The 20,627-nt window shown below is 36.6% G+C and carries 19 protein-coding genes; 2 read left to right on the plus strand and 17 right to left on the minus strand.

Annotation, left to right across the window (positions count from 1 at the left end; genetic code table 11):
- Nucleotides 1–142: 142 nt before the first annotated feature.
- From AAKU52_RS15300 to AAKU52_RS15375, 16 genes are all read right to left on the minus strand, one after another.
- A complete protein-coding gene (locus AAKU52_RS15300) occupies nucleotides 143–715 on the minus strand; it encodes a DUF420 domain-containing protein (protein WP_354335084.1) in 573 nt (190 codons plus the stop codon).
- Between the two features lie 11 nt (nucleotides 716–726).
- Nucleotides 727–1,431 (minus strand): SCO family protein, encoded by a 705-nt coding sequence (locus tag AAKU52_RS15305; RefSeq protein WP_354335086.1) that lies wholly within the window; start codon nucleotides 1,429–1,431, stop codon nucleotides 727–729.
- Between the two features lie 3 nt (nucleotides 1,432–1,434).
- Entirely contained in the window at nucleotides 1,435–1,788 is a 354-nt protein-coding gene (locus tag AAKU52_RS15310; RefSeq protein WP_354335088.1) for a cytochrome C oxidase subunit IV family protein, read from the minus strand.
- A 17-nt stretch (nucleotides 1,789–1,805) separates the two neighbouring features.
- Nucleotides 1,806–2,513, minus strand: coding sequence for a cytochrome c oxidase subunit 3 (locus AAKU52_RS15315; RefSeq protein ID WP_354335090.1), 708 nt, complete (start codon nucleotides 2,511–2,513; stop codon nucleotides 1,806–1,808).
- Between the two features lie 30 nt (nucleotides 2,514–2,543).
- Complete coding sequence (locus tag AAKU52_RS15320) at nucleotides 2,544–3,122, minus strand: cytochrome c oxidase subunit 3 (RefSeq protein WP_354335093.1); 579 nt, start codon at nucleotides 3,120–3,122, stop codon at nucleotides 2,544–2,546.
- 12 nt (nucleotides 3,123–3,134) lie between these two features.
- Entirely contained in the window at nucleotides 3,135–4,037 is a 903-nt protein-coding gene (cyoE, locus tag AAKU52_RS15325; protein ID WP_354335095.1) for a heme o synthase, read from the minus strand.
- A gap of 14 nt (nucleotides 4,038–4,051) precedes the next feature.
- Complete coding sequence (locus AAKU52_RS15330; protein WP_354335097.1) at nucleotides 4,052–5,110, minus strand: COX15/CtaA family protein; 1,059 nt, start codon at nucleotides 5,108–5,110, stop codon at nucleotides 4,052–4,054.
- Between the two features lie 82 nt (nucleotides 5,111–5,192).
- On the minus strand, nucleotides 5,193–7,076 hold the full coding sequence (locus AAKU52_RS15335) for a cytochrome c oxidase subunit I (protein ID WP_354335100.1): 1,884 nt from the start codon (nucleotides 7,074–7,076) through the stop codon (nucleotides 5,193–5,195).
- A gap of 19 nt (nucleotides 7,077–7,095) precedes the next feature.
- Nucleotides 7,096–8,292, minus strand: a complete 1,197-nt coding sequence (locus tag AAKU52_RS15340; protein ID WP_354335102.1) for a cytochrome c oxidase subunit II — start codon at nucleotides 8,290–8,292, stop codon at nucleotides 7,096–7,098.
- Nucleotides 8,293–8,386: 94 nt separating this feature from the next.
- A complete protein-coding gene (locus tag AAKU52_RS15345; protein ID WP_354335104.1) occupies nucleotides 8,387–9,601 on the minus strand; it encodes a quinol:cytochrome C oxidoreductase in 1,215 nt (404 codons plus the stop codon).
- Nucleotides 9,602–9,615: 14 nt separating this feature from the next.
- A complete protein-coding gene (locus tag AAKU52_RS15350) occupies nucleotides 9,616–10,200 on the minus strand; it encodes a c-type cytochrome (protein WP_354335106.1) in 585 nt (194 codons plus the stop codon).
- Nucleotides 10,193–10,729, minus strand: a complete 537-nt coding sequence (locus AAKU52_RS15355; RefSeq protein ID WP_354335109.1) for a DUF3341 domain-containing protein — start codon at nucleotides 10,727–10,729, stop codon at nucleotides 10,193–10,195. The genes AAKU52_RS15350 and AAKU52_RS15355 overlap by 8 nt, the downstream gene beginning before the upstream one ends.
- Nucleotides 10,730–10,731: 2 nt before the next feature.
- Entirely contained in the window at nucleotides 10,732–12,204 is a 1,473-nt protein-coding gene (nrfD, locus tag AAKU52_RS15360; protein WP_354335111.1) for an NrfD/PsrC family molybdoenzyme membrane anchor subunit, read from the minus strand.
- Between the two features lie 23 nt (nucleotides 12,205–12,227).
- Nucleotides 12,228–15,251: a TAT-variant-translocated molybdopterin oxidoreductase gene (locus AAKU52_RS15365; RefSeq protein WP_354335114.1), complete on the minus strand. Its 3,024-nt coding sequence runs from the start codon at nucleotides 15,249–15,251 to the stop codon at nucleotides 12,228–12,230.
- Between the two features lie 46 nt (nucleotides 15,252–15,297).
- Entirely contained in the window at nucleotides 15,298–16,593 is a 1,296-nt protein-coding gene (locus AAKU52_RS15370) for a cytochrome c3 family protein (RefSeq protein ID WP_354335116.1), read from the minus strand.
- 252 nt (nucleotides 16,594–16,845) lie between these two features.
- Nucleotides 16,846–17,823, minus strand: a complete 978-nt coding sequence (locus AAKU52_RS15375) for a deoxyhypusine synthase family protein (RefSeq protein ID WP_354335117.1) — start codon at nucleotides 17,821–17,823, stop codon at nucleotides 16,846–16,848.
- A gap of 333 nt (nucleotides 17,824–18,156) precedes the next feature.
- On the opposite strand from AAKU52_RS15375, the gene AAKU52_RS15380 reads away from it, so the two are divergent.
- Nucleotides 18,157–19,167 carry a BamA/TamA family outer membrane protein gene (locus AAKU52_RS15380; protein WP_354335118.1) on the plus strand — a complete coding sequence of 337 codons (1,011 nt, stop codon included), beginning with the start codon at nucleotides 18,157–18,159 and terminating at the stop codon, nucleotides 19,165–19,167.
- On the opposite strand, the gene AAKU52_RS15385 is transcribed toward AAKU52_RS15380, so the two are convergent.
- Complete coding sequence (locus tag AAKU52_RS15385) at nucleotides 19,168–19,950, minus strand: O-methyltransferase (protein WP_354335120.1); 783 nt, start codon at nucleotides 19,948–19,950, stop codon at nucleotides 19,168–19,170.
- 41 nt (nucleotides 19,951–19,991) lie between these two features.
- Here AAKU52_RS15385 and AAKU52_RS15390 point away from each other — a divergent pair, with 41 nt between their 5' ends.
- A complete protein-coding gene (locus tag AAKU52_RS15390) occupies nucleotides 19,992–20,543 on the plus strand; it encodes a transglutaminase family protein (RefSeq protein WP_354335122.1) in 552 nt (183 codons plus the stop codon).
- The last annotated feature ends 84 nt before the right edge of the window (nucleotides 20,544–20,627 follow it).

Below are 20,627 nucleotides of genomic sequence, written 5' to 3' on the forward strand. Positions count from 1 at the left end.
CCATTTTATTTGAATTTTGAAACTGCCCCTAAACTAACAACGATTACAAGGGCTGAAAACAGTCAAATCTTTTAAAGTACCTGAGTAGTTACAAAGAATCAACTTTGAGCAAAGCATTAAAGTAATAATAAATTATAATTAGCTAAAAATTATAATAAGGAGAAATCATTAAATAAACCACCACGCCACTAACGGCCACATATAGCCAAATAGGATATGCCCAACGTACAATTTTCTTGTGACTTTCTACTTGCATATTGAAGCCTCGTAGAAAACTGATTAAAATTAAGGGCAGAACAACAATAGCCAAAATGATATGGGTAATTAAAATAAAGAAATAGATATAACGGCCAACACCCACTGCTGCAAGTTCGGCGGCAGATAGAATTCCATTATGGTCAACATCTCCAAATTTTGTATCCTTTTCATAAAGATGAAACAGAATATAAAAGATAAGGAATACTGCAGAAAGCATAAAAGTTATAACATTGGTTATTTTATGCGCCTGTATATTCTTGTTCTTAATAAAGATCAACGATAAGACCAATAAAACAGAACAAGTTGCATTGATACCTCCAATAAGGTGCGGTAACAAATAAATAAAGGAAGGTTTATTTTGAGGTGGCGGAACTAGTTTCAAGGTAATAACAACCAACAAAACCACTGCCGAAACAATCCAGATTAATCTGGAGAAAAATTTATTATTTAAATTCATTGGATTTCTTTTTATCTACCGTCAGTATTGTTACGTAGTTCTTCTACAATCAAAACCTTTATTTCATCATCTAACTTTGAAAAAGCTTCTTGTGTGGAGATGTCATAATAGCCCCTTATGTGGTGTTTAAAGTCAATTAGAACAAATAAATTATTATAAGCAAAATGCTTTATGCCGTTTTCATTCTTCTGAACAACATCAATAAACAGTTCCTGTTTAACCAGGTTATTGATTTGTGTACTGTCTCCAGTTAACAAATCCCATTTCCCTGGTTTAGCATTGTACTTTAGTGCATATTTAGATAAAACATCTGGAGTATCTCTTCCCGGATCAATACTTAAACTTACAAAGTTGATGATTTTATTTTTTCCGTAAGTTTTGCGCAAAACGCTTAAGGCATTGTTAGCCGTTTTTGTAGCAGGATTATCAGTGGCATAAAATAAATTCAGCACAATAATCTTACGCTCAAAGCTTTTCCAAGCTATGGTGTCAGCCTGCTGATTCAATAATTTAAAATCAGCAATCTGATGATAATTAGTATCTGCTATTTTAGTGCCCCTTACAGAATGAAAGGTAGCAGCAACAGTTTTAGGACCAAAGTAAGGAAGTGGTTTATACCTGTTCTTACCTTTATCCTGAAGCAAATAATATAAAAATCCTGGTACCGCTAAAATGGTGACCAGGATTAATATTTTTTTTATAGGAAATAATTTCATTTACTAAGCAGTCATGTGCAAGTGCAAAAAGTTACCTTCAATAAGCATTAACACGATGAAGTAAAGGATAAAAATAAAGGTAACTGTTAATGCCAGCTGCAAACCTAATTTTTCATACTTCAAGTGCATAAAGTAGGCCACAATATAAAACGCTTTCACTAAAGTTAAAACAATATAAACGAAGTTACCGATATGGTGAGACATATAACCATTTGGAATTACCCATAAAGCAATGAAAAATTCGATAACCGTAATTAATAACAGGATACCGAATACCTGCCATATTTTTTTCTTACTTAGACCAGCATGCTCTTCGTGTGCGTGTCCTTCAGTTGTATTAATGTTATGTTCTGACATTATATTTTATTAAAAGATTAAACCAAATAAAAGAAAGTAAATACGAATACCCAAACTAAATCGACAAAGTGCCAATATAAACCCACTTTTTCAACCATTAAGTAAGTTCCTCGTTTTTCAAAAACACCAGTAATCGTCATACACAAGATGATAATATTAATAAGTACCCCTGTAAATACGTGGAAACCATGGAATCCTGTAATGGTAAAAAACAAGTTAGAGAATTGTAATGCTGCCACCGTGGAAACAGGACCAACAAAATATTCCTCTAGTTTTGCCCCCTCAGGAAAGCTTGCAAACCAGAATCCTTCATGGTGTAAATGTGACCATTCTAATGCCTGACAACCCAGGAACATTAAACCCCCAATAATAGTTGCAACCATCCACCAGATAACTTCTTTCTTTGCCCTCCTATGTCCGGCTTCTACTGCCAAAACCATCGTTACAGAGCTCATAATTAAAATAAAGGTCATGATACCCACAAATACTAATGGGGCACCAGAATCAGTTATACCAGGTATTGACTGGAAAACTAAATCAGGATCAGGCCATGTAAATTTAGTGAAACGTTGTGCACCATAATACACGAGTAATGAGGAGAATGTAAATGCATCAGAAAGCAAGAAAAACCACATCATTATTTTGCCATATTCTACGGACCATGGTGAACGGCCGCCGCTCCATGCAGTAGTTTTTACCTGATCTAATTGTGATAATGAATCCATTTTATTGATTGTAATAGTTTGTTAAAAATTCTAACTGTTCAAAAGTAAAAAAACATACAGATATATCCATAATATATCTATAAAATGCCAAAATATAGCTGATATTTCCATCCGGAATTGTAATCTTTCTGGTAAAATGTTACCATAAGTACCAATTAACGTGCTTGAAATGAAACACAAGCCCGCAAAAATATGTAACAAGTGAAAACCAGACACAATATAAATGATAGATATTGCTGCATTATTGTTAAGTAGCACTGCCCCACTTTGATATAAACTAGACCAGGCTTCTATCTGCAGGTAGCCAAAAGACAAACCAAGAAACAGTGTTAGCCATAAAAAGATTTTCTGCTTTTGTAATTGTTTATTTCTTAAGGCTTTTGAGGCCAGAAATAAACAGATACTACTACTTAGCAAAACCATCGTGCTGTACAAAAATACATCAGGCAATACCAAACCATGTCCTTTACCTTTTGATGCGGCAAAAACAATGTAATAACTTGTCCAGCCACCAAACATAATTGTTGATGAAACTACAAATAGCCAGACAATAAACTTCTTTGGCTTGGAGTCAAACTTTACATCTTTTTGTTGAAATGTAGGATCCATTTATATAATAAATTATTGAGTTAAAAAATCGAATAATAAAACCAATTGTACTATAGGCAAATAAAAGAAAGAACAAAACATTAGTTTTCTTGCACTAACCAAATCTAGATCCAGGTATAACCTCAATGCATACCAGGAAAAAATTAACCCTGCAATAATAGAGACTCCTGCGATATAGTAGCCACCGAAACCGTAAAAGGTTGGCAGTAAACTTACAGGTATTAAAATTATACTACTTAATAAGGTAATTAATGCACTTGTTTTATCTCTTTTTGTAGTTGGCAGTAACCTAAATCCTGCTTTTTTATAGTCATCATCCAATACCCAAGCAATAGCCCAAAAATGCGGGAATTGCCATACAAATTGCACCAAAAACAAAACAATGGCAATAGTATAATCTATGGGTTGAAAAGAAGTGGAATGACCTAATGCGGCAATATACCCAATTAGTGGGGGTAAAGCACCAGGAATGGCTCCTACAAACACAGCAATAGGCGATTTACGCTTTAAAGGAGTATAAGCGAAAGCATATAATAAAATGGAGAACACAGATAAGAGACCTGTCTCCAGATTTAATTTACCTAAAAGCCAAGTACCCAACATACCCATTACCAAACCCATTACTAAACCCTGACCAGTGGTCATCCTTCCGGCAGGCATAGGTCTGTCTTTTGTTCTGGTCATCAATTTATCCAGGTCTTTTTCAATGATTTCATTGAAGCAATTTGCCGCACTGGTTACGAAAAAGCCTCCAGCAATTAATATTAACCAGCCAGTCCAGTCAATACCTGGCAAGTCTCCCCTGGAAACCTGCATCTTAGATCCCATCAAAAAAGTTATAGATGCAGAAAATACAACTAGAAATGTAAGTCTGAATTTTATAAGTTTTGAAAAATCTGCTATATACTGTCTCAAATTAAAGTAATTAATTAATGTTTATATGTAATTGTATTGTAAACCAACAAATACAAATAAAACTGTAACGTAAATAATAAGGTCGAAAATAAAATATGAATTGCTTGGGCATAAGGAGGTAAGGCAAAGTTAGATAATAATAAGCCACTTAATACCTGTACAATTAAAACAATTACAATAGAATTACCGAGCCTTAGTTCGGTAGCTTTGCCCCCAAATTTTTCCATCACAACTTTATAAATCAGGACATTAAAAACAACTACCAACACGGCTAAATCTCTATGGTAGGAAAACACATCACCTACTTTACTAACCCAGGATTCCCTTTCACTATACAGTAAATTCTTTGAAATACTATCAATCGCTTCACGTACTTCCGTACCCAATATAATCTGCAAAATACTCAGTGCAATTGAGCTCAAAATAAGCACTTTTAACCAGCTCATTTTTGAAATAACAACCATTTTATCTTTATACAATTGTTGGGCATATTGATAGGTATAAACCTGAATAGCCAAAATAACCAGAGCTAAAAGCATGTGAACGGTAACAATCGATTGCAACAGATTTGTAGACACTACAATAGACCCCAACCAGGCTTGAAAACCAACCACAAAAAGATTGATGACACTCCATACAATAACCCGCTTAGCTATTTTTCGGTAAGAAAAGGAATATATTACCAGTGAAAGCATGAAAAAACCTGTTACGGCGCCTGCTAACCTGTTTATATATTCTGTCCATGTTTTTGCAACGTTAAACTCATCTGGAACTAGAATGGATTCATCATGTCTTATTTGATCTGCGAGGTGTTTTTTACCTAGCTTATCTAATGTACGGGCAAACTTCTCATTTTTCGCAACACGCTCGGCCACATATTTCACTTTATAATCTGCAGGTAACTGGTTAACAGAAGTGGGTGGTATATACTGATCAAAACATTTTGGCCAGTCTGGGCATCCCATTCCCGAGCCTGTGCTACGCACAATTCCACCAGCTAAAATAACCAATAAGGTCACAGCAATGGTAATTAGGTTAAGCCTAATAAATAAGGACTGAGATTTAGAAATCATCTAATCATGTTTAAAAAAAATGAGGTACCTGTTGTAAGTATTTACTCACTGCAGATACCCCATAATAAATTAAAAACTAATATTAGTCTTGTGTGGTAGTATTGGCTGTTTGTTTTAATACCCACTCGCTTTGAATACGTTCTGCCTCAGTATTTCCTTCAAAATCATGTGGCATGTTTGAATTCATCGTTTGAGAAAAAGGTACTGTTTGTGGTATGAAATCATCTTCGGCACCTGGTTTGCTATAATCATATGGCCAACGGTAAACCGTAGGTAACTCACCTGGCCAGTTTCCATGTAAATGTTCTACTGGTGCTGTCCACTCTAATGTATTAGCACCCCAAGGGTTTTGAATTGCCTTTTTACCTTTAAAGATGGAGTAAAAGAAGTTGAATAAGAAAGCCACTTGTACTAATGCAGCAACAATAGCTGCCCAGGTAACAAAAACGTTAACCGTTACCCACTTTTGCATAAATTCAAATTCTGTGAAAGCATAATAACGACGAGGTACACCATCTAACCCTAAGAAGTGTAAAGGGAAGAAAACAAGGTAAGCACAAATAAACGTTATCCAGAAGTGAAGGTAACCTAACTTTTCATTCATCATTCTACCGAACATTCTTGGGAACCAATGATAAACACCAGCAAGCATACCAAAGATGGCAGCAGAACCCATTACAAGGTGAAAGTGAGCAACAACAAAGTAAGTATCATGTAAATTAATATCCAGGGAAGCATTACCTAAAAATATACCGGTTAATCCACCTGATATAAAGAAAGAAACCAAACCAATAGCAAATAACATAGCCGTTGTGAACCTGATGTTACCTCTCCATAAAGTAGCCAGGTAATTAAAGGTTTTTACTGCTGATGGTACTGCAATAATAAGTGTCGTTATCATAAACACACCACCAAGTAATGGATTCATACCTGTTACAAACATGTGGTGACCCCATACAATGAATGATAGTACTGTAATACCTATCAATGAATATACCATGGCGTGGTAACCAAAAATAGGTTTTCTTGAATTTACAGAGATTACTTCTGAAGAGATACCTAAAGCAGGCATAATTACAATATATACTTCAGGGTGACCTAGGAACCAAAATAAATGTTGCCATAAAATTGGTGATCCACCTTGATTAGGAAGTACTTGTGTACCCATAACGATATCAGATAGGTAGAAACTTGTTCCAAAACTCCTATCGAAAATCAAAAGTACTACCCCTGCAACCAATACAGGGAAAGATAATACACCAAGAATAGCAGTTAAAAAGAAAGCCCAAATAGTTAAAGGCATTTTCCACATGTCCATTCCTTTAGTACGCATGTTTAATACAGTACTCACATAATTGATACCACCCATTAATTGAGAAGCTACAAAAAGGACCATACTCATTAACCATAAAGTCATTCCCAGGCCGGAACCTGAAATTGCTGTTGGCAATGCTGATAATGGTGGGTAAACTGTCCACCCTGCACTTGCAGGGCCAGTTTGAATAAAGAAGGAACCCATCATGATTAAACAGGCAATCAGGAAGAACCAATAAGAAAGCATGTTAAGGAAAGGCGAAGCCATATCCCTGGCACCCAATTGCAATGGAATTAGCAAGTTACTAAAGGTACCACTTAACCCTGCTGTTAACACGAAGAATACCATAATGGTACCATGTATGGTGACCAGTGCAAGGTAAAAGTCGGGTTTAATTCTTCCACCCTCGGCCCATTTACCTAAAAAAGTTTCAAGAATTGGAAAGCTTTTATCTGGCCAGGCTAACTGCAGACGAAATAAAATAGATAAGCCCATCGCGATTACCGCCATGATAATCCCTGTGATCAAAAACTGCTTAGCGATCATTTTGTGATCCTGGCTAAACACATATTTTGTTAAAAAGGATTGCTCGTGATGACCATGTGAATGGTCCTCGTTGTTATGCGTATTGTGTAAAGTTATAGTTGACATAATGCTTTATTCCCGTATGTTAATTTTTTAAAGCCAGTTGATTTGTTTTTACTGCAGCGGTATCTTTAACAGTTGTATCTGCAGGAGCTGTTGCAGGTTCTGCAACTATTGGCAAGTCGAATTGCTTTCTTAAATCATTATTAATGTATACCGGTTGTTTCTTTATCCACTCGTTATACTCTTCCTGAGAAACTACTGTTACCTTTTTCTGCATGTTAAAGTGTCCTTGCCCACATATTTTAGCACATAAAAGAATGTATTTAAATGCAGGATCATTGGTCTTAACTTGCATTTCTGCAGTTGTTATAGTCGGCGTAAATTCAAAATAAGAAGACATACCAGGTACAGTATTTAATTGCACCCTGAAATGGGGCATGTAGAAACTATGTAATACGTCTTTACTTGTAAGAGTGAACCTAACTGGTTTGTTTACTGGTAACACAATCTCATCAGCCATCTGATCATCAAAATTGTTTTTATCCTTAAAATCCATCCCAAGCCCGTTAGTGGCTGTAATCAACTTATAGTTCTTACGACCAACAACTCCATCTGCACCGGCATACCGAATTGCCCAGGCAAATTGAGAACCAGTTACCTCAATACTTAATGGCTTATTATTAGGATCATCAATCTTATAAAAGATAGATCTCCACGTTAAAAAGCCCATCAATACCAGTACGGTTAAAACTAAGGCAGGAACTATAGTCCAGATACGCTCTATAGTATTATTATGTGGATAATAATATGCTTTTCTATCTCCTTTATGTCTATAATAGTAAGAAAATCCGAATAAAAGGATATGTGTACCTATGAAAACGATGGTCGTGATGATTAAAGTAATATTAAACATCTGATCTATTTTCACCCCATGAATGGAAGCTGCTTCAGGTAAAAGCATGTTACCATGTACCGTATATTCCCAATACACACCATAAAGGCCAACAATTAGAAACACGGCAAATAGCACTGCATTGACAGCGTTCCAGTTAATACCTGCAGGTTTATCCTGGGCTTCGCGGGTAAGTTCATATACACGCATTGCTTTTCCTACTATGGCTATAAATAAGCAAAGTAACAAAAAGAGCATTGTGTAAAAAATTACCGATTTGTAAACCGGTCCCATGTCTACAGTTTTAGCTGCGGCGGTAGCGGCAGCTCCTTGAGCAAAGGCGCTGGTACTTGCAAACGCAGTTACCATTACCGTTGAAACTGCCATTGTTTTATTAATTATATTTTTTTTTAAACTCATTTCCTTAAAAGTAGTACGCTGTACTTATACACCATTAATTTATACACTCTAATAATCACCGTTACAAGTGGTGATTCAAACTCTCCTGCAATAAAGGATGGTTTTTTGCAATTAAAGGTTTCTTACTTAAAGCCGTTAATACGGTAAAGGTAAACAAACCTACGAAACCTATAGCTGTTCCTATCTCAATAAATCCAAAACCATTATGTTCTGCTACTGTTCCTGGCATAATCATTTGGTAATAATCAACCCAATGTCCACACAATACGATAATAGAAACAATTAACAAAGAGTTCTCTTTTCTCTTATTATCACGGTCCATTAGCAATAACACCGGCGCTAAGAAGTTTAACACCAAATTAAGCCAGAACCAAAATTTGTAGAATTCAAAACGGTTATAAAAATAAACAGTTTCTTCAGGCATGTTTGCATAGTAGATCAATAAGAACTGAGCAAACCATACATAGGTCCAGAAAATAGAGAATCCAAAAATGAACTGACCCAGGTTATGCAAGTGGCTATTATTTACCCATGGCATGTAACCAGATTTCCTTAACAAAATAAGGATAATTGCAATGATAGCTAAACTACTAACCCACATGGCCGCAAAGTTATACCAACCAAACATGGTAGAAAACCAGTGTGCCTCTAGAGACATGATAGTATCAAAAGCAAAAATTGGTGTGGTAAAGCCATATATAACCAAGAATATACAAGAATATTTAAAACTCTTTCTATAAGAATTTAAACCACCTTGCAGATCTTCATTATTAGATAACCTTGCAAGCAATACAGCGAAGAAGCTATAAACACCAAGGAAGATTACCTGACGGGCCATAAAGAATGGCACATTTAAAAAAGCAGATTTACCATCAATTAATTTATCATAATCAGGACTATTAGGATCGGTTAATCCCGGAGCATTCCAATGATGATATAAATTATGTGTGTACAGCCCTGCACCAATAATTGCGATTAATACAACAACCGCAATTGGTAAAGTTTTGGCCATAGCTTCTGGCACACGCAGTATAGAGGCAGACCATCCTGCTTGCGCAACAAATTGAACTGCTAAAAAGAATGCACCAGACATACATACGCATGCAAAGTAATACCCCATTAGTAACAGGTTTGCAAAAGTCCGCTCATGAAGTTCATGATCAGAAAAACCATAAGCTATAGCCGCTATACCAATAACGATAGCGATTACACTCAAAGTTTTTGCTTTTCCTGTAAACTCAAACTGCTCAGTAAAATTATAATTATGAGTTCCCATTTATTCTTGCTTTTCTATTGTATTTTTTGTAATTGTTGAACATACAGCACTACTTTCCATCTTTCATCTGGAGTTAACTGTGAAGCATGTGAGCCCATGTTATTTAAACCATACGTAATGGTATGGTATACTTTTCCTGCTGTCAAATCTTTCATCATTCCACCACGTGAAGATGCTGCATCGCCATGGTAAGAAGGCACACCAGAATATTTCTCAATCTGTACCAGATGTCCTTTACCATCACCATTGTCACCATGACAAGGAGAGCAAAAAACGGTATAATAATGCTTACCTGATTCCAGGTTTTTCCCTGTTAAAGCCAAAGGATTTACCAGGCTGGCACCTGCCGCTTCATACCCTTCTTTTGTATTTGCAAATTCAAACTTAACAAAACCTATTGGATCCGTGTTAAGAGGAGGTGTCTGTGCTGTTACTCCGTTTGCAAAATTCTTATTAGCCTGATCCGGATTGTAAGCAATAGGATCATACATATTTCTTGCATATTCCCAACCGGTACTACGCTTATCTCTGCATGACGAAAAAGACACAGCTACAGTGAATGCAAATAATGCTACATATACTATTCTAGTCCTATTCATAACTAATATATTTCCTTTCATTATATTTTACCTCTAAAGCTCCTGCGTCTTTTAATAAGTTATCAATTTTGTCGTGTTCAGTGTTATCTTTCGCATCAATAGCAATTATAAACCTATCGTCTGAAGCTCTTAAATCCATCACTCTTGGTGCTCTGCCTGGAAACAAATGTGTTGAGGCATAATAAGAACCTACCAATCCAAAAGCACAAAACAAAATTGTTAACTCAAATGTAATTGGAATAAAATTCGCCAGAGGAAAATAAGGTTTACCACCAATATTAATTGGCCAATCAATTACCGCTGCATAATAGACAAACGAAAGCATGGTGATGGTCCCTGTTAAACCAAAGAAGAATGCAGCGATATCTAATCTGGAACGTTTAACTCCTAATTTTGCTTCAATGCCGTGTATAGGCATTGGCGTATACACATCATGTATCTTAATATTATTTTCCTGTAACTTATCAATGCCATGCATCATTTCGTCAGGATCACCAAAGCTGCCTAAGATATATTTGATATTACTCATTGTTATAGTTTTGCGTAATCTTCTTGTTTAACACTATCGAACTTCTCTAAAGATTCTACATATTCATCTACATGTGTCTTATCAAGATGTCCTTCTTTAATCAATTCTAATTTACTTTGTTCACTTGCACCTTTTAATAGTAATTTAACCTCGGCAATTGCAATGGAAGGAAGCACCCTCAGGAACAATAGGAACAAGGTAAAGAAAAGGCCAATTGATCCAACAAATACAGCGACATCTACCCATGTAGGATAAAACATGGCCCAACTTGAAGGAAGGTAATCACGGTGTAAGGAAGTCACAATAATTACAAAACGCTCAAACCACATCCCAATATTGACAACGATAGATAGAATCCATGTTGCAGGGATACTTGTGCGGATTTTTTTGAACCATAGTAATTGTGGTGATATTACATTACAAGTCATCATCATCCAATATGCCCACCAGTACGGACCAGTTGAACGGTTGATAAATGCATATTGTTCATATTCTGACCCTGAATACCAGGCAATAAAAAATTCTGTAATGTAAGCCACACCAACGATAGATCCTGTAAGAATAATGATTTTATTCATTGATTCGATGTGGAACATGGTGATGTAATTTTCCAGCCCCATTACCTTACGCACAACCAGTAATAAGGTTAGCACCATTGCAAATCCAGAGAAGATAGCCCCAGCAACAAAATAAGGAGGGAAAATAGTCGTATGCCATCCTGGAATTACCGATGTAGCAAAGTCCATGGATACAATCGTGTGTACTGATAAAACCAATGGAGTTGAGATACCTGCAAGAATTAAAGACACAGCTTCAAAACGTTGCCAGGTTTTAACATTTCCGTTCCATCCGAAGGACAGGATAGTATAAATTCTACGTCTAAAGCCGACAGCCCGGTCACGAATAGTCGCGATGTCTGGCAATAAACCTGTATACCAAAATAATAATGATACAGAGAAGTATGTTGAGATGGCAAACATATCCCAAACTAGCGGGGAGTTAAAGTTAACCCATAAAGAGCCAAATTGATTCGGCAGTGGTAAAACCCAATATGCTAGCCATGGTCTTCCCATGTGGGAAACTACATAAGTAGCAGCGCAGATAACCGCAAATATGGTCATTGCCTCTGCAGACCGGTTAATTGAGTTTCTCCAGTTTTGACGGAAGAGTAATAAAACCGCTGAGATTAATGTTCCAGCATGCCCAATACCTACCCACCATACGAAACCAGTGATATCCCAGGCCCAGCCAACTGTTTTATTTAAACCCCATGCGCCAATACCTGTCCAAAAGGTGTAACTCACTGCGAAAACCCAAAGTAGCGCGCCCATTGATGCTACGATAAATCCTATCCACCAAGCCTTGTTAGGCTTGTTTTCTACCGGGTTTAAAATATCATTCGTAATTTTTGCATACGTGATATTGCTTCCGGTGATTAGTGGTTCTCTTATTATTGATTCGTTATGTCCTGACATATTATATTTTATTTAATATCAGCTTACGCTAGTATTGTACTTGTATTTCTAATTTTCGTCATATATCCGATGCCCGGTTGCACGTTGATTTCTTCTAAAACGTAATAAGTACGTTCACTGCGCAATGCTTTAGAAACTTCTGAGTCCGGATCGTTGCCATCACCAAACACAATTGCATTTGCTGAACATGCCTGTTGACAAGCCATTTGGATTTCCCCATCTTTTAAAGGACGCTTTTCTAACTTAGCAGCCAATTTACCACCTTGAATTCTTTGGATACACATACTGCACTTCTCCATTACGCCTCTTGAGCGGGTAGTAACATCTGGATTTAGTACTAATTGAGTAAATTCATTATTCAGGTAATTATCGAAACGAGAATCATTCCAGTAATTGAACCAGTTAAAACGACGTACTTTATACGGACAGTTGTTTGCACAATACCGCGTACCTACACAACGGTTATAAGCCATGTGGTTTAAGCCATCAGATGAATGCACCGTTGCCAATACCGGACAAACCGTTTCACATGGCGCATGGTCACAGTGCTGGCAAAGCATCGGTTGGTGTACTACTGATACAAGGTCAAGGTTTTCAAGACCAGCAATTTCAGATTCTTCAGAAACGCTTTTGCCTTCATTCTCGAAACTGTAATAGCGATCGATGCGAATCCAGTGCATCTCTCTTCTTTTACGAACCTCATCACGGCCTACTACAGGAATATTATTTTCCACGTTACAAGCAACGATGCAAGAACCACAACCGGTACAAGCATTCAAATCAATTGCCATAACCCAGTTATTTCCTGGTTTTTCAAACTTATCCCACAGATCGTAAGTTTTATGTTTTGCACCATGGTTACCAGAACCAGCGGCAGGATCTTTTACATATTCTTTAAAAGTAGCTTCACGTATGATGTTTCTTCCTTCAATAGAGTGGTGAGTTTGTGTCTGTGCTAATTCATAAGTTGAACCAGTTTTCGACAAGCTAACTGTTGTAGCATATTGCGAAGTTCCATTAGCGAAAGCCACAAAAGGAAATGCATTTTTACCTACATTATCTCCTGCTTTACCAACTTTGGTACGGCCATAACCTAACGCAATAGATGCTGTTCCTTGTGCCTGACCTGGCTGTATCAAAACAGGTAATTCAATTGTATAACCGTTTGCTCCTTTAACAGAAACAACATCAAATTCTTTATATCCTAATGATTCTGCAAATTTAGGTGCTAAAGCAATGTAATTATCCCAGGTAACTTTTGTAACCGGATCAGGTAATTCTTGCAAGAACGCGTTATTCGCATATTTACCATCACGCATCGGTATACTTTCATAAACGTGGAGTTCAATATCCTTAGCTAGCGCTTTGCTGCTGCTAACAATAGATTTTGCTACTGCGTCTAACGATAAACCAAAGGTATAAGTACCTGCCGTTTTAAGCGTTGAAGTGAAAGCACCTGTTTGCAATAATTCATTCCATGTTTTACCAAGTACTGGTAATATATTTTTATCCCAATTGTTGCGAACATATTGATAGTAATCTTGTACAGGAGCATTAGACCATACCAATAAACTTTGTTCTGCCTGACGAGAATTAAATACCGGGTTAATCGTTGGTTGAATAATGGAATAAGATCCTTCGTAAATGTTTGCATCTCCCCACGACTCCAAATAGTTCTGGTTAGTTGCAATAACATCACAAAGTGTAGAAGTTTCATCTTTACGATCAGAAAAGGAAACTTTTAAAGCTACCTTAGCTAAGGCGTCTGTGAATGATTTAGTATCAATAACATCATAAGCAGGATTAGTATTTAAAAAGAATACTGCGCCAACTTCGCCCCTATTCATTTCATTGATGAATTCTTTAAACTCAGCATCATTACCTGAATAACGTTTACTAGGATTATCAAGATCTATAGTAGTACCATAACTGCCAATTGCAGTGTTGATAGCATTTACTAAGATTTGAGTAGAAACATCATTAGAACCTGAAACGACTAACGCCTTTCCCTTGTTCATTAACAACTCTTTTGCCACCAACTTTAATGCTTTATCAGCAGTAGCATTGTTAGGCAATGCCGAACCAGCTAAAGAACTACCGGTAATGGCATTATATAAAGTGATTAATGCAGGTCCCTCTTCAGATAATTTTATTGGTAAACGTGTATCAGCATTTGCACCAGTGATACTCATTCCAGCTTCAAACTGAAAATGTCTGGACATTTTCCCTTTTGCTAAAGACTTGCTATTTCTATTAGAAACGTATTGTGAAGTAAATTCTTCACCACTAATCCATGTTCCTAGAAAATCAGCACCAAAGCTTACAATCAGGTCTGCTTTGTTAAAGTTATATTTAGGCAACACTGCTTTACCAAAGCTGTTTTCATTTGCCTTTAAGATACCGGTATAAGAAACGGCATCATATTGTATATGTTTAGTATTTGGGTAGGCAACCGTAAAGTCTGTAACAACATTTTTTGTTGAAGGACTGTTTACTGAAGAAGACACAATACGTATTTTCTTTCCCGATGGCTGTACCTTACTTAATTCTGCTTTTACAAACTCATCAACCTTTGCCCAAGTAGTCTCGTCATTTTTTAATACAGGAACTTTAAGTTTTGATACGTCGTATAGATCTAATACAGAAGCTTGCGCCTGTGCATCAGTACCAAGATTGAATTCTCCTGCTTTAGGGTTGGGTTCAATCTTGATTGGTCTTCCTTCCCTGGTTTTAACTAAAACACTCTGGCCATTATACGTAGACACATAGTAATTTGGTATACCTGGAATAACCTCTTCCGGTTTAATTATATAAGGAATTGATTTATGAACAGGAGCTGGCTGACAAGCAGCCAGTGTTACTGCACCTAAACCAAAGCCTAACGCCTTTAAAAAGTCGCGGCGAGGAGTTACGGTGCTTAACCCTGCTTCATTTAAAACATCTTCTATTGGAAGGGGCTCAGCAAATTCGTTCTTGTTGTTTTCAACAAAATCCGGAGTCTTTTTATACTCTTCTAAGCCTTTCCAGTATTTTTTATTGCTTTCCATTTAAGCTTTATTACTGTTTATCGAACGTTCTTTTTTACAAACTCTATTAATAGTGGCATTTACCACATTCTAAACCACCAAGGGCTGCAGGCGTAATTTTTTCGCCTTTCTTGATCTTCTCATGAGCCTCAATGATTTTGGTATAAAATGCATTATCCTTAACGTCTAATTCCGTCTTTTTATGACATTCTATACACCATTTCATGGTTAAAGGAGAATACTGATAAATTTCTTCCATTGTGTCAACAGGACCGTGACAAGCAAAACAAACAGGTTCATTTGGCTGTAATCCTTTTTCTCTACGAATTGCATCTTCTGCAACCACTACGTGTTGAGAGTGATTGAAGTAAGCGAAATCTGGAAGATTATGAACACGTACCCATTCAACAGGTTTTTCTTTAGTCTTGTCATAAGTCATTTTATCTGCATCATAACCCATTGCATTGTAGATTTTTTGAATCTCAGGGGAAATGTTTCCATCATATTTATCTCTTGCCTGAACTTGTTTATGACAGTTCATACAAACGTTTAACGATGGGATTGAAGCGTTCTTAGATTTAAACGCGCCAGAGTGACAATATTGACAATCAATTTGATTCACCCCAGCATGTAGCTCATGAGAGAACTTAATTGGCTGAACAGGTTGATACCCAGTGTGAACACCAGTATTCCACATACCTTTCCAACCAAATGACCCTAAGGCTATAACAAGACAAAGAATAAAGAAAAATATAAATTTCTTATTCTTAAACAACCCACCAATACCATCAATGAAGTTAGCTTTTACTGGCTCTATAATTTCAATACCTTGTTTCTGTAGAATCAAACGTTCCAGCATCTTAATAGCTTTTGCTAAAACAACAAGAACAATAATTGAAATTAAGATAATAGCGATAATACCCGCTAGTGAGAAATTAGAAACCTCATCAGCCGGGGCAGCGCCTGCCGCATCCTCACCTGCTTTTTTAGGCTCACCTGCTTTTACATAAGCAAGAATGCTTTTAATTTGCTCTGGAGTCAAAGTAGGAAATGCAGTCATTTCTGCATTAGGATTCCATTTTGATGCTTCCACCGCTTCTTTGTTGCCAGAAGCAATAAATGCAGGTGCATTGTTAATCCACTTCAACAAGAACTCTTCGCTTTTTGCTGCTACAATGGGCTGCAAAGCAGGACCAGTCATATCACGGTCTAAAGCATGACAAGAAGTACACTTTTCCCTAAAGATTGTCCTTCCTTCAACCACATCCTGTGCTTTTGTACCAAAAACAATTAAAACAGAAAGAGCCGTTAACATGAATGCCGACTTCCAAACTCTTCTAATGACCAATGAGATATCCCTCATAATTAGTATTTTATTCAATTTATTAAAAAACTTAAAGTTATACATAGTCTCTAGCTCCTTAGCTATACACCAAAAACGTTCCCAAAAGTAAAGTTTATTAATTTATCAATGACAAATAAATGACAACAAATACAATTTATATTCATTCTAAACAATACATATATATGCCTTCAACAGCTAAAATCAATGAAAATCTGAAATCTCCATTGAAATTATACTTACCTAAAACAGGTAGACATTTGGAAATATGAATTACATTTTCAGTACCCAGGCAAATATTAAAGGGGCTACAATTGTAGCATCAGATTCCACAATAAATTTAGGTGTATCAATATCTAATTTTCCCCAAGTAATTTTTTCATTTGGAACTGCTCCTGAATAGGACCCGTAAGAGGTTGTAGAATCAGATATCTGGCAGAAATAACTCCAAAATGGAATATTTGGCATTTCCATATCCTGATAAAGCATAGGCACTACACAAATAGGGAAATCACCAGCAATACCACCGCCAATTTGAAAAAAACCGATTCCTTTACCTTCACTATTTTTAATATACCAATCAGCCAGCCAGCCCATATATTCAATACCACTTTTCATAGTGGTTGCGGTCATTTCTTTTTTCATAACATACGAAGCAAAGATATTTCCCATTGTTGAATCTTCCCAACCTGGCACTACGATCGGTAAGTTTTTTTCCGCAGCAGCAAGCATCCAGGAGTTTTTTGGATCAATTTCATAATATTGTTCCAAAACACCACTTAATAACATCTTATACATGAACTCATGTGGAAAATAGCGCTCACCTGCAGTATCGGCGTCTTTCCATAATTTATGGATGTGCTTTTGCAGCCTGCGGAAGGCTTCTTCCTCAGGAATACAGGTATCAGTAACTCGGTTATAATGGTTTTCTAAAAGATCCCACTCATCTTGCGGACTTAAATCTCTATAGTTAGGCACTCTTTTATAATGCGAATGTGCTACAAGATTCATAATATCTTCTTCAAGATTAGCGCCTGTACAAGATATTATAGCTACTTTATCCTGACGAATCATTTCAGCTAAAGAAATGCCAAGCTCTGCTGTACTCATTGCTCCGGCGAGTGTGATCATCATTTTTCCACCCTCATCTAAATGGGTTTCATATCCTTTTGCAGCATCCATCATAGCTGCAGAATTGAAATGAAGGAAATTCCCCTCCATAAATTGCGATATAGGTCCTCTTGTGCTCATCTTATTTGTGTATTAATCCGCAAAAATAAACAAATATTCCTATTAAAGGAATCTACTTAAGTTATTCAAAATATATACTTCTAGTAATTGACTAGATCAGTGCCAAACTCTGGGCAGGTTATTAAATTCCTTGTACATTTGAGCAATGAAACTTAATGGTTTGCTACAACCCATTTAAGCTTACAGTTTTAATAGCCCTATTAACAAAAATTAATGAAAACTCCTGCTTTAATCCTATTGTTCTTTTTTTTGATATCAAATGCCATAGCTCAAAAAAAATTAATCAAAAGGCTATTATCAAATGAAATTGATACGACACGAAAACCCAGTTTCATGCCAATTCCGGTATTGGGTTATAAACAGGAAACAGGTTTTGAATTTGGCTTAGGAACACTTTATTCGATTTATATGGATCGCAAAGATCCCCTTAACCGAAGTTCCAACTTTTCTGTACTTGGCTCTATATCCACAAAAAAACAATATAACATCTCCATAAAAAGTGATGTATATACCGTTAAAAATAAATACCATTTGATGAGCGAATTAAAATTTAGAAGAACGCCTTTCAATTTTTATGGCATAGGAAACAATACGCTCGAACTTAATGAAAACAAGGTTCTTGAAGACCAGTTCAAGCTTTTTCTGGAAGCAGAAAAAACACTTCTTCCATTTACCTATACAGGCATATCTTTAGGGTTCGAGCAATATAAATATACTGACAGAGCACCTGGAGGACTATTCTCCTCCGACCCTAATCTACAAGGGAAGAAAGGTGGCCCGGTTTTGTTTGTTGGGCTTTCACAAAGTTATGACACCAGAAATTCAAATAACTATCCAACAAAAGGATTTTTTGGTAGGATAACCTATCAATATGCACCAAACCTATTTTCTCAAAGCAATTATAGCGCAAGCCAGATTAAGGTGAAAGCAAGCAACTTTTTCCCCCTAGCGAAACAGTTGGTATTGGGCTTAAATGGTATATTTTACAGTATACAGAGTGAAAATACCCCCTTTTATTTACTGCCTCAACTCGGAAACGATGAGATGATGCGGGGCTATTATAGAGGTCGTTTCCGAGATGAAAACCTTATTGCGGCACAAACTGAACTGCGTTATCGTTTCTCCAACAGATTTGGCCTTGTTGCATTTGCAGGCGCAGGCAGGGTTTTCAAAAATGGTGATTTCGCATTCAATGCTTTAAAACCTAATTTTGGAGGCGGTATGAGGTATTTTTATGATCCTGAAAAAGGCTTAAGCATACGCCTTGATTATGGCGCAGGCGAAAAAGCACCAAATGAGAAAAGACAAAGTGGTTTCTACATCAGTCTTGCTGAGGCCTTTTAATTAAAATTTTATTTTAAAGTGCTCCTTTGCCTGCCCTTTTTTGAAAAAGACCAAGCCAATCCAAAATAAATCTATGGTTAAAGTAACCTGCGGATGTGCCTTAATTTCTGCCCAAGCTTCCTTCATCCCTTTACTCCAATAAATATCATCGAAAATCAAAAGCGTATTTTCCTGAACTTTTGGCAAGCACCATTTAAAATAATTTAACGTTGCCTCTTTACGGTGATTGCCATCTAGGTATACAAAGTCAAGCTTTTGCTGCGCAGAAACTATTGCAGGCAATAATTCATCAAAATTACCTACCCGCAAATCAATATTTTTAAGGTGTAGTGCTTCGAAATTATTTGACGCTACATGAGCGGTTTGAGGACACCCTTCAATGGTAATTACCTTAGCATCGGGACAAGCTTTAGAAAGATATGCTGTAGTTAGGCCTAAACAAGTACCCAGCTCTATGATGTTGGCCGGCTTATTTTCTTTTGCTAAACGATAGATAAGTTGTGCTAAACGCGGACTTTTAAGTGCGTTTTTAGCAATTTGCCGCACCTTTTTATTCCTGTTTTTATTTAAATGAGACCCCGCGCCAAGGTCTGTCACCTCAATGACCTGATCGTCATGATAGAGTTTTTTTCTTTGTTCTTCTATACTATCGTAATCATTATTAAACTTAAAATCGTAAATTACTTCATCTGTAAGCTTATAAACAAATGGAGAATGTGTACCATGTCTACTTTTAGCGGTAAAACGATGCTTCAGAAAATCGATAAAAAAACTAAAATCCATAACCGCAAAAATAGACAAACGCACAATTGTAATTGCATATAATGGAAAATAGTACAGAAATAAGTGCCCTCGTAAAACTTCTGGATGATCCAGACAAGGAAGTTTTCCAACTTGTAACGCAGCGTTTATTAGAACATGGCTCTGCAGCAATAGCCGTTTTAGAAAGCACCTGGGAAGAATCAATGGATTCGCTCTTACAAAATCGCATCGAAGAACTTGTCCACCACATACAATTCATTAGCGTTAAAGAAGACCTTAATTTATGGTACCAAAGTGGAGCATTTGATTTGTTAAGAGGTGCGCTCATCATCAACCGCTATCAATATCCAGACTTAGACGAGCAAAAAATCATCAATAACATGGAAGAAATAAAAAGAGAAATCTGGTTGGGCCTGCAAAAGGAAATGAGTTCTATTGAAAAAATAAAACTCTTCAATCATGTTTTCTACAACTATTTTGGTTTTACAGGAAACGTCAAAAACCACCTCGACCCACAAAACTCCTTCATCAATCAAGTGCTGGAAAGCAAAAAAGGCAACCAGATTTCATTAGCTATTATTTATGCTACCATAGCACAAAAATGGGTCACATAAAATAATTGGGGATTAGGCAAAAAGTTTTTCCATTCTGAACAGGAAGAATTTAGTATCTACAACACCCCTTTGATTAGCTCTAAA

The sequence above is a fragment of the Pedobacter sp. CG_S7 genome (assembly GCF_040544395.1).
In the GTDB taxonomy this organism is placed as follows: Bacteria; Bacteroidota; Bacteroidia; order Sphingobacteriales; family Sphingobacteriaceae; genus Pedobacter.

Excerpts from the sequence above, each read along its gene's own strand:
- AAKU52_RS15300 (WP_354335084.1), bottom strand. The coding sequence starts at position 715 with ATGAATTTAAATAATAAATTTTTCTCCAGATTAATCTGGATTGTTTCG.
- AAKU52_RS15305 (WP_354335086.1), bottom strand. The coding sequence starts at position 1,431 with ATGAAATTATTTCCTATAAAAAAAATATTAATCCTGGTCACCATTTTA.
- AAKU52_RS15310 (WP_354335088.1), bottom strand. The coding sequence starts at position 1,788 with ATGTCAGAACATAACATTAATACAACTGAAGGACACGCACACGAAGAG.
- AAKU52_RS15315 (WP_354335090.1), bottom strand. The coding sequence starts at position 2,513 with ATGGATTCATTATCACAATTAGATCAGGTAAAAACTACTGCATGGAGC.
- AAKU52_RS15320 (WP_354335093.1), bottom strand. The coding sequence starts at position 3,122 with ATGGATCCTACATTTCAACAAAAAGATGTAAAGTTTGACTCCAAGCCA.
- AAKU52_RS15330 (WP_354335097.1), bottom strand. The coding sequence starts at position 5,110 with ATGATTTCTAAATCTCAGTCCTTATTTATTAGGCTTAACCTAATTACC.
- AAKU52_RS15335 (WP_354335100.1), bottom strand. The coding sequence starts at position 7,076 with ATGTCAACTATAACTTTACACAATACGCATAACAACGAGGACCATTCA.
- AAKU52_RS15340 (WP_354335102.1), bottom strand. The coding sequence starts at position 8,292 with ATGGCAGTTTCAACGGTAATGGTAACTGCGTTTGCAAGTACCAGCGCC.
- AAKU52_RS15345 (WP_354335104.1), bottom strand. The coding sequence starts at position 9,601 with ATGGGAACTCATAATTATAATTTTACTGAGCAGTTTGAGTTTACAGGA.
- AAKU52_RS15350 (WP_354335106.1), bottom strand. The coding sequence starts at position 10,200 with ATGAATAGGACTAGAATAGTATATGTAGCATTATTTGCATTCACTGTA.
- AAKU52_RS15355 (WP_354335109.1), bottom strand. The coding sequence starts at position 10,729 with ATGAGTAATATCAAATATATCTTAGGCAGCTTTGGTGATCCTGACGAA.
- nrfD (WP_354335111.1), bottom strand. The coding sequence starts at position 12,204 with ATGTCAGGACATAACGAATCAATAATAAGAGAACCACTAATCACCGGA.
- AAKU52_RS15365 (WP_354335114.1), bottom strand. The coding sequence starts at position 15,251 with ATGGAAAGCAATAAAAAATACTGGAAAGGCTTAGAAGAGTATAAAAAG.
- AAKU52_RS15370 (WP_354335116.1), bottom strand. The coding sequence starts at position 16,593 with ATGAGGGATATCTCATTGGTCATTAGAAGAGTTTGGAAGTCGGCATTC.
- AAKU52_RS15375 (WP_354335117.1), bottom strand. The coding sequence starts at position 17,823 with ATGAGCACAAGAGGACCTATATCGCAATTTATGGAGGGGAATTTCCTT.
- AAKU52_RS15380 (WP_354335118.1), top strand. The coding sequence starts at position 18,157 with ATGCCAATTCCGGTATTGGGTTATAAACAGGAAACAGGTTTTGAATTT.
- AAKU52_RS15385 (WP_354335120.1), bottom strand. The coding sequence starts at position 19,950 with ATGGATTTTAGTTTTTTTATCGATTTTCTGAAGCATCGTTTTACCGCT.
- AAKU52_RS15390 (WP_354335122.1), top strand. The coding sequence starts at position 19,992 with ATGGAAAATAGTACAGAAATAAGTGCCCTCGTAAAACTTCTGGATGAT.